The organism is Streptomyces sp. AP-93 (assembly GCF_022808175.1).
Taxonomy (GTDB): Bacteria; Actinomycetota; Actinomycetes; order Streptomycetales; family Streptomycetaceae; genus Streptomyces.
In genome coordinates, this window is sequence record NZ_JALGBX010000039.1 from 1 (window position 1) to 17,538 (window position 17,538).

A 17,538-nucleotide genomic window follows, 5' to 3' on the forward strand; every position below is an offset into this window, starting at 1 on the left:
GGACGCTTCCTTTGTACTCACCCTCAGTAACAATTACTGGGGCTTTCCTCCGGGCTTTCGTTCTGTTCTTGCGTTTCAGACTCTATCAGAGTCCGTCTCGCTTGTTTTCCGCCTTCCAGGTCATCCGCTTTCGCGTTTTCCCTTTCCGGCGAGTCCGACTCTACCAGTCCTTTTCTTTCTCTCTGACCACTCTCCGTTTTGCCGAATAGGCATGCGGAAAGGAGGCGAGATCAAGATCAGAACAAGAGAGTGGAGGAGTCCCGTCCATCGGCCGTTCGCGAAATGTTCACGCGGGGCTTCCTGGCGGGAGTCACGACAGTACAGGTCCACCAGGGCCCAAGCAAATCGATTCAGGCGTATGGTCTAGTCCACCGGTCTAGTCCACTAGTCTCCGTGCCGAAGGACCAGTCCGGTTCGGGACCAACATCGGGCGAACCCGAACATGTTGTGACTTATCCTTCTGGAGAGTACGCCGTTCGCGACAGGTAGCGACGGCGACACGACGAAGCCCCACCCCTGGGAGGCCCCCATGACCAGCGTGACGTCCCCACTTGCCGGGACTGCGATCGGACTCGCGGCAGTGCCCGATCCGGTGTTCTCCGGCGCGATGGTGGGACCTGGCACCGCCATTGATCCCGTGCGCGAGCCTTCGGCGGCCGTGTCCCCCGTAGACGGTGTAGTGGTCTCCCTGCACCCGCACGCGTACGTCGTCGTCGACGGCGAAGGCCACGGTGTACTCACGCACCTGGGCATCGACACCGTTCAGCTCAACGGCGAGGGCTTCGAGCTTCTCGTCAACAAGGGCGACACCGTGACCCGCGGCCAGGAGGTCATTCGTTGGGACCCCGCCGCGGTCGAGGCCGCCGGCAAGTCCCCCATCTGCCCCGTGGTGGCGCTGGAAGCGACTGCCGACTCCCTGTCCGGTGTGGTCGAGGCCGGAGACGTCAAGGCCGGAGACGCCCTCTTCGGCTGGCAGTGACCTTCGCTTCTAGACGCACTGGCACATCCAACGCGGCGGGTGGACCCGCCGCTCAATCGGAGACAGGTGAAATGGAGACAACGCTGCGAGGCGTCGGCGTGAGCCACGGTGTGGCGATCGGCGAGGTTCGGCACATGGGCACGGCGGTTCTCGAGCCGCCGGCGAGGCAGATCACCGCGGACGAGGCGGAGCGCGAACAGGGGCGCGCCCGTCAGGCCGTGGAAGCTGTATCGGCCGACCTGATCGCCCGGGGCCAGCTGGCCGGTGGCGAGGCCCAGCACGTGCTCGAGGCCCAGGCGATGATCGCCACGGACCCCGAGCTCATGGCGGACGTCGACCGGCGCATCGCCGTCGGCAGCACCGCCGAGCGCGGTGTGTACGACGCGTTCGCCGCCTACCGTGACCTGCTCGCCGGTGCCGGTGAGTACATGGCCGGCCGCGTGGCCGACCTGGACGACGTGCGCAACCGCATCGTCGCGCGCCTGCTCGGCGTGCCGATGCCGGGTGTGCCCGACAGCGACGAGCCGTACGTGCTGATCGCGCGGGACCTGGCTCCCGCCGACACCGCTCTGCTCGACCCGGCGCTGGTCCTCGGTTTCGTGACCGAGGAAGGCGGCCCGACCAGCCACAGCGCGATCCTCGCGCGGGCGCTGGGCGTGCCGGCCATCGTCGCGCTGCCCGGTGCCGGTGAGATCGCCGAAGGTACGGTCATCGCCGTCGACGGCAGCACCGGCGACCTGTTCGTGGAGCCGAGTGCGGCGAAGCGGGCCGAGCTGGAGGCCGCGGCCGCCGAGCGCAAGGCCGCTCTCTCCGCGTCTTCCGGTCCGGGAGCCACGTCCGACGGCCACAAGGTGCCGCTGCTGGCCAACATCGGCGGCCCGGCGGACGTGCCGGCCGCCGTCGATGCCGGGGCGGAGGGTGTGGGCCTGTTCCGCACCGAGTTCCTCTTCCTGGACGACAGCAAGCACGCGCCGACCGAGGAGAAGCAGGTCGAGTCGTACCGCAAGGTCCTCGAAGCCTTCCCCGAGGGCCGTGTCGTCGTACGCGTTCTGGATGCCGGCGCCGACAAGCCGCTGGACTTCCTGACCCCGGCCGACGAGCCGAACCCGGCTCTGGGTGTCCGTGGTCTGCGTTCGCTGCTCGAGCACCCGGACGTGCTGCGTACGCAGCTCACCGCGCTGGCCAAGGCCGTCGAGGGGCTGCCGGTCTACCTCGAGGTCATGGCCCCGATGGTGGCCGACCGCATCGACGCCAAGGCCTTCGCGGACGCCTGCCGCGAGGCCGGTCTGAAGGCGAAGTTCGGTGCGATGGTTGAGATCCCCTCCGCCGCGCTGCGGGCGCGCTCGATCCTCCAGGAGGTCGAGTTCCTCTCGCTGGGCACCAATGACCTGGCCCAGTACGCCTTCGCCGCCGACCGTCAGGTCGGCGCCGTTTCGCGGCTGCAGGACCCGTGGCAGCCCGCGCTGCTCGACCTGATCGCCATGTCGGCCGAGGCCGCCAAGGCCGAGGGCAAGAGCTGCGGCGTCTGTGGCGAGGCTGCCTCCGACCCGCTGCTGGCCTGTGTGCTGACGGGTCTGGGTGTCACCTCCCTTTCGATGGGTGCCGCTTCGATTCCTTACGTGCGGGCGACGCTGGCCAAGTACTCCCTCGCGCAGTGCGAGCGTGCGGCTGCCGCCGCGCGCGCCGCGGACAGCGCCGAGGAGGCCCGCGTGGCCGCCCAGGCCGTGCTGTCCGGCGAGTAGTCGGAGCCAGACGCCGCGCCGGCGAGTCGGCGACGTTCGAGGGGCCTTCGCCGGTGGCGGGGGCCCCTCGGCCGTTGCCGGGTGGCGGGAACCGCCCGGCTCAGTGGTGCGGGCCCGGTTCGTCCACCTCGTAGCCGGGGCAGTACTCGACGCCGGGCTCGGGGCCCACGGGCTCTCCGGTGTCGGCGTCGGTGCAGTAGGCGTTGAACACGGCCGCCGCCGAGAGGGGGACCAGGCGGCCGCGGTCCAGCCGCCAGCCGTGGACGCGGTCCCGGTCGCCCTCGGTGGTGCTGCGCAGGACCAGTCCCCCGGGCCCGCCGAGGGCCAGGCCCGCGGCGAGGACCGTCACGAAGTCCAGGCCGTCGCGGCCGTCCACCCGGGGCCGGTCACCGGGGCCGGTGTCGGCGTGCAGGACCGCCACGAGCTGTTCTTCCTGTGCCGGGACGCTGCACACCAGGTGGTGGTGGCCCGGGCCGGCCCGGGCGACCAGGCGCCGGAGCGCCTCGGTGGCGCGCTCCAGGGAGGCGGTCCCGATGTCCTCCCCGCAGTCGGCGCAGCGGCCCACTTCGGCCAGCAGCGAGCTCGCGTACTCCCAGGTGGCCTGCCGGACGGCCGCGTCCACGAGGAGCGGGACCAGTTCGTCGATGGGCTGGCCGGCATACGGGAGGCCGCCGGTGGCGCCGCCCAGTACGGCGGTGAAGCGGGTGCGGGCTCCGGGGGTGTCCGGATCCAGTCCGCGGTCCGCGCAGTAGTCGGCGTACTCCACGGGATCGAAGAGGGCGATGGTCGTGTGGATGCCCTGGGCCGCGAGGGAGCGGAGCAGCCGGTCCACGTGGTCCAGGTAGTCGCGGTGGTCGTCGAAGGCGAAGCTGCGGTATCCGCGCATGGCCGCGAAGTCCCCGGCGTCGGCCAGGAGGCCGACGGTGCTGGGGACTTCGCGGCGCAGGGTGCGGCGCCTGCCGGTGCGGGCCGGACGGCCCGTGGTGGCGGCGGTTCCGGTGTCGTTCGAGCGTGGCATGGTTCCCCCTGAGTGACGCGATCACTTGCTCACTCAGAGTAATCATCGCCACTGACAGTGGCCGTCCGTGTCAGCCGCGGGTGCGGGCGAGCTCCTCGTAGAAGTGCAGGAGGTCGAGGTTGTCGACCGAGCCGGGGTTGACCGCCTTGGCCATGGGGGCGCCCTGGAGGAGGCGCTTGACCGGAACCTCGATGCGCTTGCCGGTGAGGGTGTGCGGGATGCCCGGGACCTCGATGATCTCGTCGGGGACGTGGCGCGGGGAGAGCTCCTCGCGGATCGTCGCCTTGATCCGGGAGCGGAGGGCGTCGTCGAGGACGGCGCCGGGCGCGAGGTGGACGAAGAGCGGCATCCAGTACCCGCCGTTCGGTTCCTCCAAGCCGATGACCAGCGATTCCTTGATCTCGGGCAGTCGCTCGACGGCCTCGTAGATGTCCGCGGAGCCCATCCGGACGCCCTGGCGGTTCAGGGTGGAGTCGGAGCGGCCGTGGATGACGACCGACCCGTGGTCGGTGATCGTGATCCAGTCTCCGTGGCGCCAGACGCCGGGGAACATCTCGAAGTAGCTGTCGCGGTAGCGGCTGCCGTCGGGGTCGTTCCAGAAACGGATCGGCATGGACGGCATGGGGTTGGTGACGACGAGCTCGCCGACCTCGCCGGTGACGGGCTTGCCGGAGGGGTCCCAGGCCTGGAGGTCCGTGCCCAGGCAGGCGGCCTGGAGCTCGCCGATGTGGACCGGGAGGGTGGGGACGGCGCCGGCGAAGCAGCTGCAGACGTCGGTGCCGCCGCTGACGGAGGCGATCCAGAGGTCCTCGGCCACCTCGTCGTGGAGCCAGCGGAAGCCGTCGGGCGGCAGTGGGGACCCGGTGGTGGCCACGCACTTGACCGAGGAGAGGTCGAAGTCGCGGGAGGGGTGGACTTCCGCCTTGCGGCAGGCCATCACGTAGGCGGCGGAGGTCCCGTAGAGGGTGGCCTTGGTCCGCTCCGCGATGCGCCATTGGGCACCGGTGTCGGGGAATCCCGGGCTGCCGTCGTAGAGCACGACGGTGGTTCCGGTGAGGAGGCCGGAGACGAGGAAGTTCCACATCATCCAGCCGGTGGAGGTGTACCAGAAGAAGCGGTCCCCGGGGCCCAGGTCGCAGTGCAGGCCGAGCTGCTTGAGGTGTTCGAGGAGGATGCCGCCCTGCGACTGGACGATGGCCTTGGGCAGGCCGGTGGTGCCGGAGGAGTAGAGGACCCAGAGCGGGTGGTCGAAGGGGACCGGTTCGAAGACCGGCTCCGTCTCGCCCGAGGTGAGGGCCGACCAGTCGAGGGCGCCCGCGGGGGCCGGCGTACCGAGGAGCGGGATGTGGACCACGGCGCGCAGCGAGGGGAGCTCGGCGCGCAGTTCGGCGACGGTGTCGCGGCGGTCGTGTTCCTTGCCGCCGTAGCGGTAGCCGTCGACGGTGAAGAGGACCACCGGCTCCACCTGCTGGAAGCGGTCCAGGACGCTGCGGGCTCCGAAATCGGGGGCGCAGGAGGTCCAGACGGCGCCGACGGCGGCGGTGGCGAGGAGTGCGGTGACGGCCTCGGGGATGTTGGGGAGGTAGCCGCTGACCCGGTCGCCGGGGCGCACGCCCAGGGCGCGCAGTTCGGCGGCGAGCGCGCCGACCTGGCGGCGGAGCTCGGCCCAGGTGACGGGGGTGGGCTGGTGGGTCTCGTCCACGTGGAGCAGGGCCGCCTCGGCGGCGCGGGCCGGGTCCTCGGCGGCGCGCAGGGCGTGCTCGGCGTAGTTGAGGGTGGCGCCCTGGAACCAGGCCGCGCCCGGCATGGAGCGGTCCGCGAGGACGGCCTCGTACGGGGTGGTGAAGCGTACGCCGAACCACTCGGCGACGGCCTGCCAGAAGGTGTCCAGTGCGTCGACGGACCAGCTGTGCAGGGCCGGGTAGCCGCCGTCAGCGGGGGCGCCGTGGTGTTCGGCGGCCCAGGCCTGGAAGGCGGTGACCCGGGCCGCGGCGATCCGGTCGGGGCCCGGGGACCAGAGGGGCTCGGAGGGGGTGGCTGCTGCGGTCATGCGTCGGCTCCCGGTCACGTCTGCGGTTCGCGCTTCGTGGGCGTGTCGTGGTGTGCGGTGTGGTGTGGCGTCTGTGTTCGTACGGTGCCATCGCGCGCGGGGTGTGCGCACGGGGGCTCACAGGGACGATGCCATGTGATCGACATCCGCACCAGAGCCGTCATCGGCGGTCGGCTGTGATCCTTTTGCGGGTGAACGGCAGTTGAACGGCGCCTTCTGGGCCAGGTAGCGGTGGCAGGGTGGGCGCCATGGACGGTCGTGGGCTGGTGCGTGCGGTGAAGGACCTCGGCGGCGAGCGGGGGCGGCGCGCCTGGCGCTCGGCCTGGCGCAACCGGCGCGTGGACGCGGCGGGGCTCGCACCCCGGGGCGCGGAGCGGGCTCGGGTGCCGGGTCTGCTGACCGGTACGGAGCCCCGGCCGGGTGGTGGGGTGCTCCGGTTCACCCGTTCGGAGCTGCTGGTCCGGGTCACCGTGGGCGGGGCGGTGTTCTGGGGCTGGGACGGCGCCGCGCCGACGCCCTCGTACGCGGTGGTCGGCAGCGGGCCGGAGCCCGATCCGCGCGCTGTGCTGGAGCCGGACACCGACGGGGGCTGGCGGGTGGTGTCCGAGCGCGTGACGGTGGCGGTGTCCCGGCACGGGGCGGTGGAGGTCCGCACCCCCGGCGGGACGGTGCTGCGGCGGGATCTGCCGCCGCGGTGGTGGGAGCCGGTGGGCTCCGCCGGGTCCGGGGGTGATGCGGCCGGGCCGGGGAGCGGGGGCGGATCGGACGGCGGGGCCGGTGCCGACGGAGGCTGTGCCGACGGAGGCGGCGGTACGGACCGGGCCGCGGGAACGGGCAGTTGGGCCGGTGGCGCGGGCGAAGCCGGCGGGACGGGCCGTGGGGGCGGCGGGGGCGGTACAGGCCGCGGGGGCGGAGCGAGCGGGCAGGTCGGCGCCGCGGGAGCGGGGGAAGCCCGCGGTAGGGGCCGCGGGGGCGGCGGGGGCGGGCGGTGGTTGTTGCGTAGCGAGGTGGCGGCTGACGCCCGGGTGTTCGGGCTGGGCGGGCGGGCGGTGGGGCCGCGGTTGCGGAACGGGAGCTACCGGCTGTGGAACACCGATCCCAAGGGTGGGTTCGGGTCCGGTTCCGGCGAGGAACCCTTGTACATCACGATGCCGGTGCAGCTGGTGGTCGCGGACGCGGGCACGCACCTGGTCTTCCACGACAACTCCTGGGACGGGCGGGTGGTGTTGCGGGAGGGCGAGGAGGGCGCCGGCTCGGGGGCGGACAGGCCCGGCTCCTGCGAACTGCGCATGGAGGGCGGCCCCTTGAGGTGCTGGGTGCTGGTGGGGCCGCCCGGGCGGGTGTTGCAGGGCTGGTCCGGGCTGACGGGCGGGGCGGCCGTGCCGCCGGAGTGGGCGCTCGGGTACCAGCACGCGCGGTGGGGGTTCGGGAGCGCGGCGGAGGTGAGGCGGATCGTGGCGGGGTACGCCGAGCACGGGCTGCCGCTGTCGGCCCTCCATCTGGACATCGACCACTACGACGGCCACCGGGTCTTCACCGTGGACCGCGAGCGGTTCCCCGATCTGCCGGGGTTGGCACGGGAGTTGGGGAATTCCGGTGTCCGGCTGGTCTCCATCGTCGACCCGGCGGTGAAGGCCGGCGACCCGGTGCACGACTCGGGGCTCGCGGTCGGCGCGCACGGGGCCTTCGTACGGGACGCGGCGGGGCGGGAGGTCCGGGGCGAGGTGTGGCCGGGCGAGTGCGCGTACCCGGACTTCACCGATCCGGCGGTGCGGCGGTGGTGGGGCGGGCTGTACGGGGAACGGCTCGCGCAGGGCTTCGCCGGGGTCTGGCACGACATGAACGAGCCGGTCTCCTTCGCCCCGTTCGGGGACCGGACGCTCCCCCGTTCTGCGCGGCACGTGCTGGACGGGGCCGGCGGGGACCATCGGGAGGCGCACAACGTGTACGCCCTCGCGATGGCGCGCGCGGGCTGGGAGGGGCTCGTACGGCTGCGCCCGGCCGAGCGCCCGTTCCTCTTCTCCCGGTCGGGGTGGGCGGGGATGCAGCGGTACGGGGGCACGTGGTCGGGTGACGTGGAGAGCAGTTGGGACGGGCTGCGGGCCTCGCTGGCGCTGGTCCTGGGCCTCGGGCTGTGCGGGGTGCCGTACTCAGGGCCGGACGTCGGCGGCTTCTGGGGTTCGCCCTCGCCGGAGTTGTACCTGCGGTGGCTGCAACTGGGCTCCTACCTGCCGCTGTTCCGGACGCATTCGGCGATCTGGGCGGGGCGGCGGGAGCCGTGGGAGTTCGGGGAGGAGACCACCCGGACCGCGCGCGCCGTGCTGGCGGAACGGGAGCGGCTGCGGCCGTACTTCGTGACGCTGGCCCATCTGGCGCGGCGGACCGGGGCCCCGTACGTGCGGCCGCTGTGGTGGGGGGCGCCGGAGGACCGGGCGCTGCGGGACTGCGAGGACGCGTTCCTGCTGGGTGACGCCCTGCTGGTGGCCCCGGTGCTGGAGTGCGGGTCGGACCGGCGGGCGGTGCGGTTGCCGCGTGGGCGGTGGTACGACACTGCGACGGGGCGGGCGTACGAGGGGCCGGGCCAGATACTGCTGGACGCCCCGGCGGACCGGATCCCGGTGCTGGCACGGGCCGGCTCGCTGCTGCCGGTGCGGGTGGCCGACGGGTCGGTGGGCCTGGAGGCGTGGGCCCCGGCGCGGGGCCGCACAGGCGGCGGGCTGGTGATCCGGGACCCGGGGCCGGGCTTCGAGGAGGGCGAGGTCGAACGGTACGTGGTGCGGTGGGACGGGGACGCGGTGGTGGTGGAGGACGAGGCCGGGGAGCGGGTGGAGGGGGTGGTGCTGCGGGGGCTTTGAGGTGGCCCTGCGGGTGCAGCGGCGTGGCGTCGGGGCAGTCGGTGGCCGCCGACGGGGGCCGAGGGGGAGTTGTGGCTGGGGCCCGGGGGCCGGGGGCCGGGCGAGCCAGGGTCGGCAGGAGCCCGGACCGGGCTATGCCGTGCGCGTGCTCAGGTGTAGCGGCCTTCGAACCACGCGTCGGCGGCCTTCGTGTGGAGCGGGAACGCCAGTTGCTCCGGGCGGCGCAGGACGTGCCAGCCGGTGGTTTCGTCCGTCGGGGCCGACGGCGGGAGGGAGGCGGCGGGACGGACGGGCAGCAGGCCGAAGACGAGCAGGTGGCCGGCCGGGGAGCTGAGGGTGTCGGCGAGGGCGACCTCGGAGGCCGGGGCGTGGATGCCGGTCTCCTCGCGGAGTTCGCGGACGACCGAATCGCGCCAGTCCTCGCCGAAGTCCATGAAACCGCCGGGCAGGGCGATGCCGCCGCGAGCGGGCTCGATGGTGCGGGTGATGACCACGAGGCCGGTGCCGCGGTCGTCCTCGACGGGGAGCAGGGCGACGGCGACCGGGAGGGGGTTGCGGTAGGCGACCGCTCCGCACGAGGGGCAGGTACGGGGCCAGTCGGCCGTATCGAACAGGGCTCCACAGGTGGAGCAGTGCGAGTCCTTCAGGTGCGCCGGCATGCGGCGATGGTATGCCAAGGGGTATGCGGATGGCGGTCGTTGCGGGATGGGTGGGCGCGCTGGGAGTACTGGCGGCGGTGATCACGCCGGGGGCGGTGGCCGCGCCCGGAGCGGTGGCGCCTGGAGCGGCCACACCCGGCACAGGGGCAACCCCCGGAGCGGCGATCCCGCTCGGGGCCGTGGACGCGCCCGAGGCGGGGGTCGGTCCCGGAGCGGGGGCCGCGCCCGGAGTGGCAGTTCCGCCCCGGGTCGTTTCCGCGGGGCGGGATGCGGCGGGTGGGGGGTTCGCCGTGGTGGGTGAGGTGGATGCGACGATCGGGCAGGAGATGCGGTACGCCACGTCGCGGAATTTCACCGGGGCGGTCGTGGACGGGTATGACGAGCCCGTCTGTCTGCTCGCCCGGCCCGCCGCCGAGGCGCTGCGGCGGGCGCAGCGGGAGGCGTTGCGGGGTGGGTACTCGCTGCTGGTCTACGACTGCTACCGGCCGCAGCGGGCCGTCGACCGGTTCGTGCGGTGGGCCCGGGACGGAGCGGATCAGCGGACCAAGGCGGAGTTCTATCCGGAGGTGGCCAAGGAACGGCTGATCCCGGAGGGGTACATCGCCGAGAGGTCCGGGCACAGCCGTGGCAGTACCGTCGACGTGACCTTGACGCAGGTGGGCCGGGGTCCGCTCGACATGGGGACGCCCTTCGACTTCTTCGATCCGCTCGCGCACACCGACAGCCCGCGGGTGACGGGTGCGGCCCGCGAGCACCGGAAGCTGCTGGGGCGGCTGCTCGGCGCGCAGGGGTTCGTGAACCTGCCCCAGGAGTGGTGGCATTTCACCTACGCACCGGAGGCTTTCCCGGACGCGTATTTCGATTTTCCCGTCTCTGTCGCCTCCGTTCACCGCTGAGTACCGTGCCCGCATGACATTCAGTTCGTACGAGGAGTTCTGGCCCTACTACGTCGCCATGCACTCCCGCGCCGCCACCCGCTGGATCCATCTCACCGGCACCCTTTCCGGCCTCGCTCTCACCGTGTACGGGCTGGCGCGCGGCCGGAAGCGCTATCTCGCCGCGCTCCCCCTGATCGGCTACGGGACTGCGTGGCCGGCGCATTTCCTGATCGAGCGGAACAACCCCGCCAGCTTCGGCAATCCGGGTTGGTCGCTGCGCGGGGACGCGCAGATGATCCGGATGATGCTGGCCGGGCGGGACGCCGAGCTCGGCGAGATCGCGCGGAAGTGGCTCGCCGAGAACCCGTGCGAGGAGTGCGTTCCCGGGGGTGCGCTCCCGCTCGTTCCCTGACAGACTTCTGACGCTTCGTCAGATGTCGGTCTCGGGAGGGGTCTTGGAACGCACACGCACACCCGTGGTCAGCGGGTGGTTCACCGGGGACGATGCGGACGGCGGGTTCCGCCTGCTCGGCACCAGGTGCTCCGCCTGCGCCGCCGTGTTCTTCCCGCGCGAGGACGCGTACTGCCGCAATCCGCGCTGCCCGGGCGGCGGCGAGCTCGCCGAGACCCCGCTCTCCCCGCGCGGCCGGGTCTGGTCCTACACGGACGGGCGGTACCGGCCGCCCGCGCCGTACGTGTCCGACCCGGACGCGCCCTGGACCCCGTACACCCTGGTCGCCGTGGAGCTGGAGGCCGAGGGGATGGTCGTGCTCGGGCAGACGGTGCCCGGGGTGGGCGTCGGCGATCTGGCGGTCGGGATGGAGGTCGAGGTGGTCGGCGGCGTGCTGAACGAGGAGGCCGACGGCGCCGCCTGGACCACGTGGCGGTTCCGGCCCGTGGGGGTGGTGGCCGGATGAGCGCCTCCGTCGCCGACATCGCCGTGCTCGGGGCCGGGATGCATCCGTGGGGCAAGTGGGGCCGCAGCTTCGTCGAGTACGGGCGGGCCGCCGCGCGGGCCGCGCTCGCCGATGCCGGGCTGGACTGGACCGACGTGCAGTCCATCGTGGGGGCCGACACCGTGCGGTCGGGCTACCCCGGCTACGTGGCCGGAGCCACCTTCGCGCAGGCGCTGGGCTGGCAGGGCGCACGCGTGACCAGCGTGTACGCGGCCTGCGCGTCCGGCGCCCAGGCCATCGGCGCGGCCCGGGCGCAGATCCTGGCCGGGCTCGCCGACGTGGTGCTGGTGGTCGGGGCGGACGCCGCCCCGAAGGGGTTCTTCGCGCCTGCGGGCGGGGACCGGCCGGACGACCCGGACTGGCTGCGCTTCCGGGTCCTGGGGGCCACGAACCCGGCGTACTTCGCGCTGTACGCCCGGCGCCGCATGGCCCTCTACGGGGACACCGGTGAGGACTTCGCGCAGGTCAAGGTGAAGAACGCGGCGGCCGGGCTGCTGAACCCGAACGCCCGCTACCGCAAGGCCGTGACGGCCGAGCAGGTGGCCGCGTCGGCGATCGTCGCCGATCCGCTGCGGCTGCTCGACATCTGCGCCACCTCCGACGGGGGCGCGGCGCTCGTGCTGAGCAGCATGGACTTCGCGCGCTCGCGGGGCGTCCTGGACCCGGTGCGGATCCGGGCCGTGTCCACGGTGACGCCCACGTATCCCCGTACCGTCCTGGACCTGCCGGACATCGCCACCGATTCGACCACCGCGGCCGTACCGGCGCCGGGCTCCTTCCGGGCCTCGATCGCGCGGGCCGCGTACGAGGAGGCGGGGCTCGGGCCGGACGACCTCTCGCTCGCCGAGGTCTACGACCTGTCCACCGCGCTGGAGCTGGAGTGGTACGAGGACATCGGCCTGTGCGGGGAGGGCGAAGGGGCCAAGCTCGTGCGGGAGGGTGCGACCGCGCTCGGCGGGCGGATCCCCGTCAACACCAGTGGCGGGCTGGCGTCGTTCGGGGAGGCCGTGCCGGCGCAGGCCATCGCCCAGGTGTGCGAGCTGACCTGGCAGCTCCGGGGCACGGCAGGGGAGCGGCAGGTGGTGGGAGCGCGGGCCGGAATCACCGCCAACCAGGGGCTGTTCGGGCACGGTTCGGCGGTCGTCGCCGTGCGCTAGCGGTCTCGCCAGGACAGCTCAGCGCCCTGGTTGGCCGCTGAACAGCGGCTGCTGTCCGAATGCTTGACGGCCCCCGGTGGCGGGTTCACACTCTCTCCACGGTCCCGCGCCGCGACCGGGACACCGGATCCCCCCATGAGAGCTGCGGCCCGTACCCCAGTCGGCGGGGGTACGGGCCGCCTCCATGTCGCGGTCCGGGCCGGCGCGTGCCCTTCGGGATCAGGCCGGGCCGCGGTCCCCCGTCGTCAGGCTCCGGCGGCGGGCCCGGGCCAGTGTCATCGCGTGCTCCACGACTCCCACCAGGACGTCCTTCACGGACTCCCGGTCCCGTGCGTCGCACAGCAGCACCGGTACCTCGGGAGTGAGGTCCAGGGCTTCCCGTACGGCCACCACGGGGTACTGGTCGGCTCCGTCGAAGCAGTTCACGGCGACGAGGAAGGGGATGTCGCGCCGTTCGAAGTAGTCGATGGCGGCGAAGCAGTCGGAGAGCCGTCGGGTGTCCGCGAGGACGACGGCGCCGAGCGAGCCCTGGGCCAGCTCGTCCCACAGGAACCAGAAGCGGTTCTGTCCGGGCGTGCCGAACAGGTACAGCACCAGGTCCTCGCGCAGGGTGATGCGGCCGAAGTCCATGGCCACCGTGGTGGTGTCCTTGCCCTCCACTCCCCCGGTGTCGTCGATGCCGCGGCCCGGCTCGGAGAGGCGTTCCTCCGTCCGGAGCGGTCTGATCTCGCTCACCGCACTGACCAGGGTGGTCTTGCCCACCCCGAAACCGCCCGCGACCAGGATTTTCAGGGTCAGCGGCTCGACCGGCGTCACGGCATGCATGGCGCCGGTGCGGCTAGAGCGCCCGAAGGCCATCGATCACCTCACGCAGAATGGATTCGTCGGGCAGTTCGGCCGGAGGGACCGGCCGGGTCACGTGCACCAGTTCGTCGTCGACGAGGTCGCCGATCAGGACGCGTACGACCCCGACCGCGAGGTCGAGTTCGGCCGCGAGCTCCGCGACGGACTGCGGGCGTAGCAGGCAGAGCCCGAGGATGTCGGCGTGTTCCGGGGACAGGGTCGTGTCCCAGACCGGGTCGTCGGCCGCGGTTTCCGCGACCACCAGCGCGATCAGGTCGAGGCGGTGCTGTCCGGCGTGGCTGGTCCGGCCGCGGGTCATCGCGTACGGACGTACCACCGGACCCGCGTCGTCGTCGAACCACTGGTCGCAAGAGGCGTCGGGGGCGGCGTCGGGGATGTGGGCGGGGTGGTCCTGGCCTGGATCGCTCATGCCGTCCGACTCACCCTCCGGCTGGCAGCCCGGTGCGCGGGGCGGTCGCCAGGTGGTCACCGACCCGCTTGACCATGAGGGTCATCTCGTACGCGACCTGGCCGACGTCGGAGTCGGCGTCGGCGAGCACCGCCAGGCAGCTCCCGTCGCCGGCCGCCATGACGAAGAGGAACGCCTCGTCCAGCTCGACCACGGTCTGGCGGACCCTGCCGGAGTCGAAGTGGCGGCCGACCCCCTTGGCGAGGCTGTGGAAGCCGGAGGCCACGGCGGCCAGGTGCTCGCTGTCCTCCCGGGTGAGGTCCTTGGAGCTGCCGGTGGGCAGGCCGTCGCCGGAGAGGACCACGGCCTTGCGGATGCTGGCGACCCGGTCGACGAGCTCGTCGAGGAGCCAGTTGAGCGGGCCGGAGCCGCGGCCCCTGGTGTCGTTGCCGGACTGCGGTGCGGTCATCGACCGTCCCCTTCGTTCTCGCTTCCGGGACCGGTGGCGGCAGGGGTGCCGGCCTCGGTCACGGACTGGTGTGGTGCGTGTCGCCGCACTTGCTGCGTCTGGTCGGCCTGCCGGGCGGGCGCGGTCCGTGCCGGCCGCTCCGCGGGGCCGGCTTGCGTTGCCTGCTGTGCCTGCTGTGCCTGCTGTGCCTGCTGTGCTTCCTGTGACTGCGTGGCCTGCTCCGCCTGCTGCCGCGCGTGGTGGTCGCGGCCCGCGGTCCAGCCGCGCTGGAGCGAGGACATGCGCCGGCGTACGTCCTCGGCGTCGCGGTCGGCCCCCGGGTCGGTGGCGGCTTCGGCGGGTGCCGGTGCCGGGGCGTCCTTGAGCTGGGGCGCGAGGCTGGCCTGGCGGATCCGGCGGGGCAGGGCCGCCCCGGAGGGCGCCGCCGCGGGGTGCGCCGGGCCGTTCGGGACCGGCCCCTCCTGCACGGGGTCCGGGACCGCCGAGACGGGACGGGGCTCCACGCGCCGGCCGTGCTCGGCCACCAGGGTGGGCGTGGGGCGGCGGCGCGGGAGCGGTACGGCACCGGGCGAGCGGGCGCCGTCGGGGCGGGCGGAATCCGCGCGCGCCGGCTCCAGGCGGACCGGGCCGGTGGGCGGCAGGGGCTCCCGCTCGCGGTCGCGGCGGTCATGGCTGCGGTCCCGGCTGCGGTCCCGGTCGTGGCTCCGGTCGCGCTCGCGGTCGCGGAGGCCGTCCCGGCCCGCGTCGCGGTCGGTGAGCCGGGCGCCGCCCCGCTCGGCGGGGGCGTCGGTGGACCGGTCGCCCTTCCAGAGGCCCGTGCGGTCGCCGGAGCCGTCCGCGCCCCGCTCGCCCATGCGGTCCGCGCTGCGGTCGCCCTTGCGGGGGGCGCCTCGCTCGGCGTGCCGGTCCGTGTGCGGGCGGGCGCCCGGGCGCAGGCCGAGCAGGGAGTTGCGCGAGATGCCGTTCGGCGGGGTCTCGTCGTCGAGGGTGGCCATGGCGGGCCGGCCCTTGGCTCCGGAGACCCCCTTGAGCCCGGTGAGCCCGGTGGCTCCGACGGATCCCGCGATGCCGGTGGGGGCGTCCTCGGGGGCCGTGACGGGCTCGTCCAGCCCCAGCATGCCGATCGGGGCCTCCAGCTCGACGGGGCCGCGCAGTTCGGCGCCGGCCGGGAGCCGGCGGCCGGCGGCGTTGCTCTCGGCGACGGCCCTGTGGCGGGTGGCGCCGACCGGCGCGCCGAGCGCCTTGCCGCCGTCCAGCCGGATGCCGGTGCCGTTGGTCTCGGGAGCCTCCGTCAGCAGGGCCGCCGGGAGGAACACCACCGCGGTGGTGCCTCCGTAGGGGCTGATCTGGAGGCGGACCTTGACCTCGCGCCGGTGCGCGAGCCGGCTGACGACGAACAGGCCGAGCCGATCGGTGTCGGAGAGTTCGAAGTCGGAGGTCTCGCTGAGCCGGAGGTTCGCGTCGAAGAGCGCCTCGGGGGTCATGCCGAGGCCGCGGTCGTGGATCTCCAGGGTGAAACCGTTGGCCACGCGCTCGCCGAGGACCTGGACCGCCGTGTGCGGCGGGGAGAAGACGGTGGCGTTCTCCAGGAGTTCGGCGATGAGGTGGGTGACGTCGGCCACCGCCGGGCCGGCGATGCCCAGGCGCGGCAGCCGGCGTACCTCGATGCGCTCGTAGTCCTCCACCTCGGCGACGGCCGCCCGTACGACGTCCATCAGCTGGATGGGCTTGCGCCACTGGCGGGAGGGTGCCGCGCCGGAGAGGATCACCAGGCCCTCGGCGTGGCGGCGCATGCGGGTGGTCATGTGGTCGAGGCGGAAGAGGTCGGCGAGCTCCTCGGTGTCCTCGGTGCGCCGCTCCATGGTGTCGAGCAGGGTGAGCTGGCGGTGCAGCAGCACCTGGTTGCGGCGGGCCAGGTTGACGAACACCTCGGACACACCGCGGCGGAGCTCGGACTGCTTGACCGCGGCCTCGATGGCCGCGCGCTGGAGGGAGTTGAGGGCCTGGCCGACCTGGCCGACCTCGTCCTTCTCGTACTCCAGGCGGGGGGCCTCGGTCTCCACGTCCACGTGCTCGCCCGCGGCGAGGCGGCGCATCACGCCGGGGAGGCGGATGCCGGAGACCTCGTGGGCCTCCTTGCGGAGCCGGGACAGGTCGCGGATCAGGTCGCGGCCGATGCGCATCGACAGGACGAGGGAGACGATGAGGGCGATGAACCCGAGCACCCCGGCGAGGGCGGCCTGGACCAGGACGTCCATGGCGACGGGTTCGACGCGCTTCTGGTAGCGGTCGCCCGCGCCGGTGCCCATGACGGCGAGGTCTTCGAGCACCTTGCCGGCGGCCGCGTCCCACGCGGCGGCGGTCACGTTGCGCGGGCTGTGGGTCGGACCCTGGACGAGGAATCGTTCCTCTGCCTCGCGCAGGGAGCGGCTCTCCGGGTTGTTCCAGTACTGCTCGAACTGCTCCCGGTCGGCGGCCGGGAGGATCGCGAGGTTGAACTCGTAGAGCAGCTTGCGGTTGGCCACGTAGTCGGAGACGTGCCGGATGTCCGCCTGGCTGACGTTGCGGGCGGCCAGGGCCCCCGCGACGAGGGCGTCCTCGCGCGAGAGCGTCTCGCGGGCGCGGGTGATGCCGACGAGGGCGCGGCCCTGCTTGTCCATCTCCACGTCCTCGAGCGCGTGGAGGTTCATGAGGAACTCGTAGCAGGGGTCCACGAGCCGGTTGTAGAGCTCCAGCGCCTGGTTGGTGTCGAGGGAGCCCCCGTCCACGGCGCCGCGCAGCGCTCCGATGCTGCGGAAGGCTTCGAGGATGGAGCTCAGGTGCCGGGAGGAGTCCGGGTCGAGTTCGTCGGCGACCTCGGGGTCCTTGGCGTCGGCGGAGATCCTCTCGACCGCCTCGTCGGTGGCCGCACGGCTCTTGAGCAGCTCGGTGTTGGCGGTGGCGGCGCGCGGGTCGCCGATGACCACGAGGGTCTGGCGGCGCTCCTTCTGGATGACGCGGACGACGTCCTCCACGGGATAGCCGACCTTGTCGATGACGTAGGCGACACCGAGCAGTTGGACGGCCTGCCGGCCGGTGATCACCGTTGCGAAGCCCCAGAGGGCGGTCAGGGAGACGAGCGGCACAAGGAGCAACGCCACGATCTTCCGGCGGATGGACTTCCCGCGAAAGCGCATGGCCTCCCCAGCCTCCCCCAGCTCAACCCCGTTACCGGGGGTTGGTGTTCCGTCATTTAAACGGCGTGAGCCTACTACTGCCACAGCGAACCTTCGAAGGACTGTCCGGACGTTTTCGGCCTGAGCCCCGGACGAAGATCACGAGTTGTCCGATAGTTCCCGTGAAGTGCGGCCCGATATGCGGCAGATGACACTTGGTGGGGCCAAGGTTCCCGTCGCGGAATGGATGGCTGGAATTCTTCGTTCCGCGATACTTCCGGGCTCCCGGTGCGTCCGGGATCCGGGAATCTATCGGGCCCTCCGCGCGTCTACCTGTTCGGGGCGGGCATGAGCGGCCGCGTGGAGGG

At 72.9% G+C, this 17,538-nt stretch carries 14 protein-coding genes; 7 read left to right on the forward strand and 7 right to left on the reverse strand.

The genetic code is table 11. The annotated features are described in order from the left end of the window. Positions 1 to 529 precede the first annotated feature (529 nt). Together MTF69_RS39415 and ptsP are read left to right on the forward strand one after the other, a co-directional pair. Entirely contained in the window at positions 530 to 979 is a 450-nt protein-coding gene (locus tag MTF69_RS39415; protein WP_243341573.1) for a PTS glucose transporter subunit IIA, read from the forward strand. 71 nt (positions 980 to 1,050) lie between these two features. Next, positions 1,051 to 2,721, forward strand: coding sequence for a phosphoenolpyruvate--protein phosphotransferase (gene ptsP / locus MTF69_RS39420; protein WP_243341574.1), 1,671 nt, complete (start codon positions 1,051 to 1,053; stop codon positions 2,719 to 2,721). 100 nt (positions 2,722 to 2,821) lie between these two features. Here ptsP and MTF69_RS39425 read toward each other — a convergent pair whose 3' ends face one another. Together MTF69_RS39425 and MTF69_RS39430 are read right to left on the reverse strand one after the other, a co-directional pair. Next, positions 2,822 to 3,739 carry a hypothetical protein gene (locus MTF69_RS39425; RefSeq protein WP_243341575.1) on the reverse strand — a complete coding sequence of 306 codons (918 nt, stop codon included), beginning with the start codon at positions 3,737 to 3,739 and terminating at the stop codon, positions 2,822 to 2,824. A 70-nt stretch (positions 3,740 to 3,809) separates the two neighbouring features. After that, positions 3,810 to 5,789, reverse strand: coding sequence for an acetoacetate--CoA ligase (locus MTF69_RS39430; protein WP_243341576.1), 1,980 nt, complete (start codon positions 5,787 to 5,789; stop codon positions 3,810 to 3,812). A gap of 248 nt (positions 5,790 to 6,037) precedes the next feature. On the opposite strand from MTF69_RS39430, the gene MTF69_RS39435 reads away from it, so the two are divergent. Then, positions 6,038 to 8,644, forward strand: coding sequence for a glycoside hydrolase family 31 protein (locus MTF69_RS39435; RefSeq protein ID WP_243341577.1), 2,607 nt, complete (start codon positions 6,038 to 6,040; stop codon positions 8,642 to 8,644). 149 nt (positions 8,645 to 8,793) lie between these two features. Here MTF69_RS39435 and MTF69_RS39440 read toward each other — a convergent pair whose 3' ends face one another. Further along, positions 8,794 to 9,303, reverse strand: a complete 510-nt coding sequence (locus tag MTF69_RS39440) for an NUDIX domain-containing protein (RefSeq protein WP_243341578.1) — start codon at positions 9,301 to 9,303, stop codon at positions 8,794 to 8,796. Positions 9,304 to 9,332: 29 nt separating this feature from the next. On the opposite strand from MTF69_RS39440, the gene MTF69_RS39445 reads away from it, so the two are divergent. From MTF69_RS39445 to MTF69_RS39460, 4 genes are read left to right on the forward strand one after another with little or no spacing between them, the layout of a single operon-like run. Next, positions 9,333 to 10,199, forward strand: a complete 867-nt coding sequence (locus MTF69_RS39445; RefSeq protein WP_243341579.1) for a M15 family metallopeptidase — start codon at positions 9,333 to 9,335, stop codon at positions 10,197 to 10,199. 13 nt (positions 10,200 to 10,212) lie between these two features. Further along, positions 10,213 to 10,593, forward strand: coding sequence for a DUF962 domain-containing protein (locus tag MTF69_RS39450; RefSeq protein WP_243341581.1), 381 nt, complete (start codon positions 10,213 to 10,215; stop codon positions 10,591 to 10,593). 43 nt (positions 10,594 to 10,636) lie between these two features. Next, on the forward strand, positions 10,637 to 11,098 hold the full coding sequence (locus tag MTF69_RS39455) for a Zn-ribbon domain-containing OB-fold protein (protein WP_243341583.1): 462 nt from the start codon (positions 10,637 to 10,639) through the stop codon (positions 11,096 to 11,098). Further along, on the forward strand, positions 11,095 to 12,294 hold the full coding sequence (locus MTF69_RS39460) for a lipid-transfer protein (RefSeq protein WP_243341584.1): 1,200 nt from the start codon (positions 11,095 to 11,097) through the stop codon (positions 12,292 to 12,294). The genes MTF69_RS39455 and MTF69_RS39460 overlap by 4 nt, the downstream gene beginning before the upstream one ends. Before the next feature lie 219 nt (positions 12,295 to 12,513). Here the strand turns inward: MTF69_RS39460 and MTF69_RS39465 are convergent, their stop codons facing one another. From MTF69_RS39465 to MTF69_RS39480, 4 genes are read right to left on the reverse strand one after another with little or no spacing between them, the layout of a single operon-like run. Next, positions 12,514 to 13,152 (reverse strand): ATP/GTP-binding protein, encoded by a 639-nt coding sequence (locus tag MTF69_RS39465; RefSeq protein ID WP_243341586.1) that lies wholly within the window; start codon positions 13,150 to 13,152, stop codon positions 12,514 to 12,516. Continuing rightward, complete coding sequence (locus MTF69_RS39470) at positions 13,133 to 13,567, reverse strand: DUF742 domain-containing protein (protein WP_243341587.1); 435 nt, start codon at positions 13,565 to 13,567, stop codon at positions 13,133 to 13,135. Before MTF69_RS39470 ends, MTF69_RS39465 begins: the two co-directional genes overlap by 20 nt. Before the next feature lie 10 nt (positions 13,568 to 13,577). Beyond that, on the reverse strand, positions 13,578 to 14,015 hold the full coding sequence (locus MTF69_RS39475; RefSeq protein ID WP_243341589.1) for a roadblock/LC7 domain-containing protein: 438 nt from the start codon (positions 14,013 to 14,015) through the stop codon (positions 13,578 to 13,580). After that, positions 14,012 to 17,191, reverse strand: a complete 3,180-nt coding sequence (locus MTF69_RS39480) for a nitrate- and nitrite sensing domain-containing protein (RefSeq protein WP_243341591.1) — start codon at positions 17,189 to 17,191, stop codon at positions 14,012 to 14,014. Before MTF69_RS39480 ends, MTF69_RS39475 begins: the two co-directional genes overlap by 4 nt. Between the last annotated feature and the right edge of the window lie 347 nt (positions 17,192 to 17,538).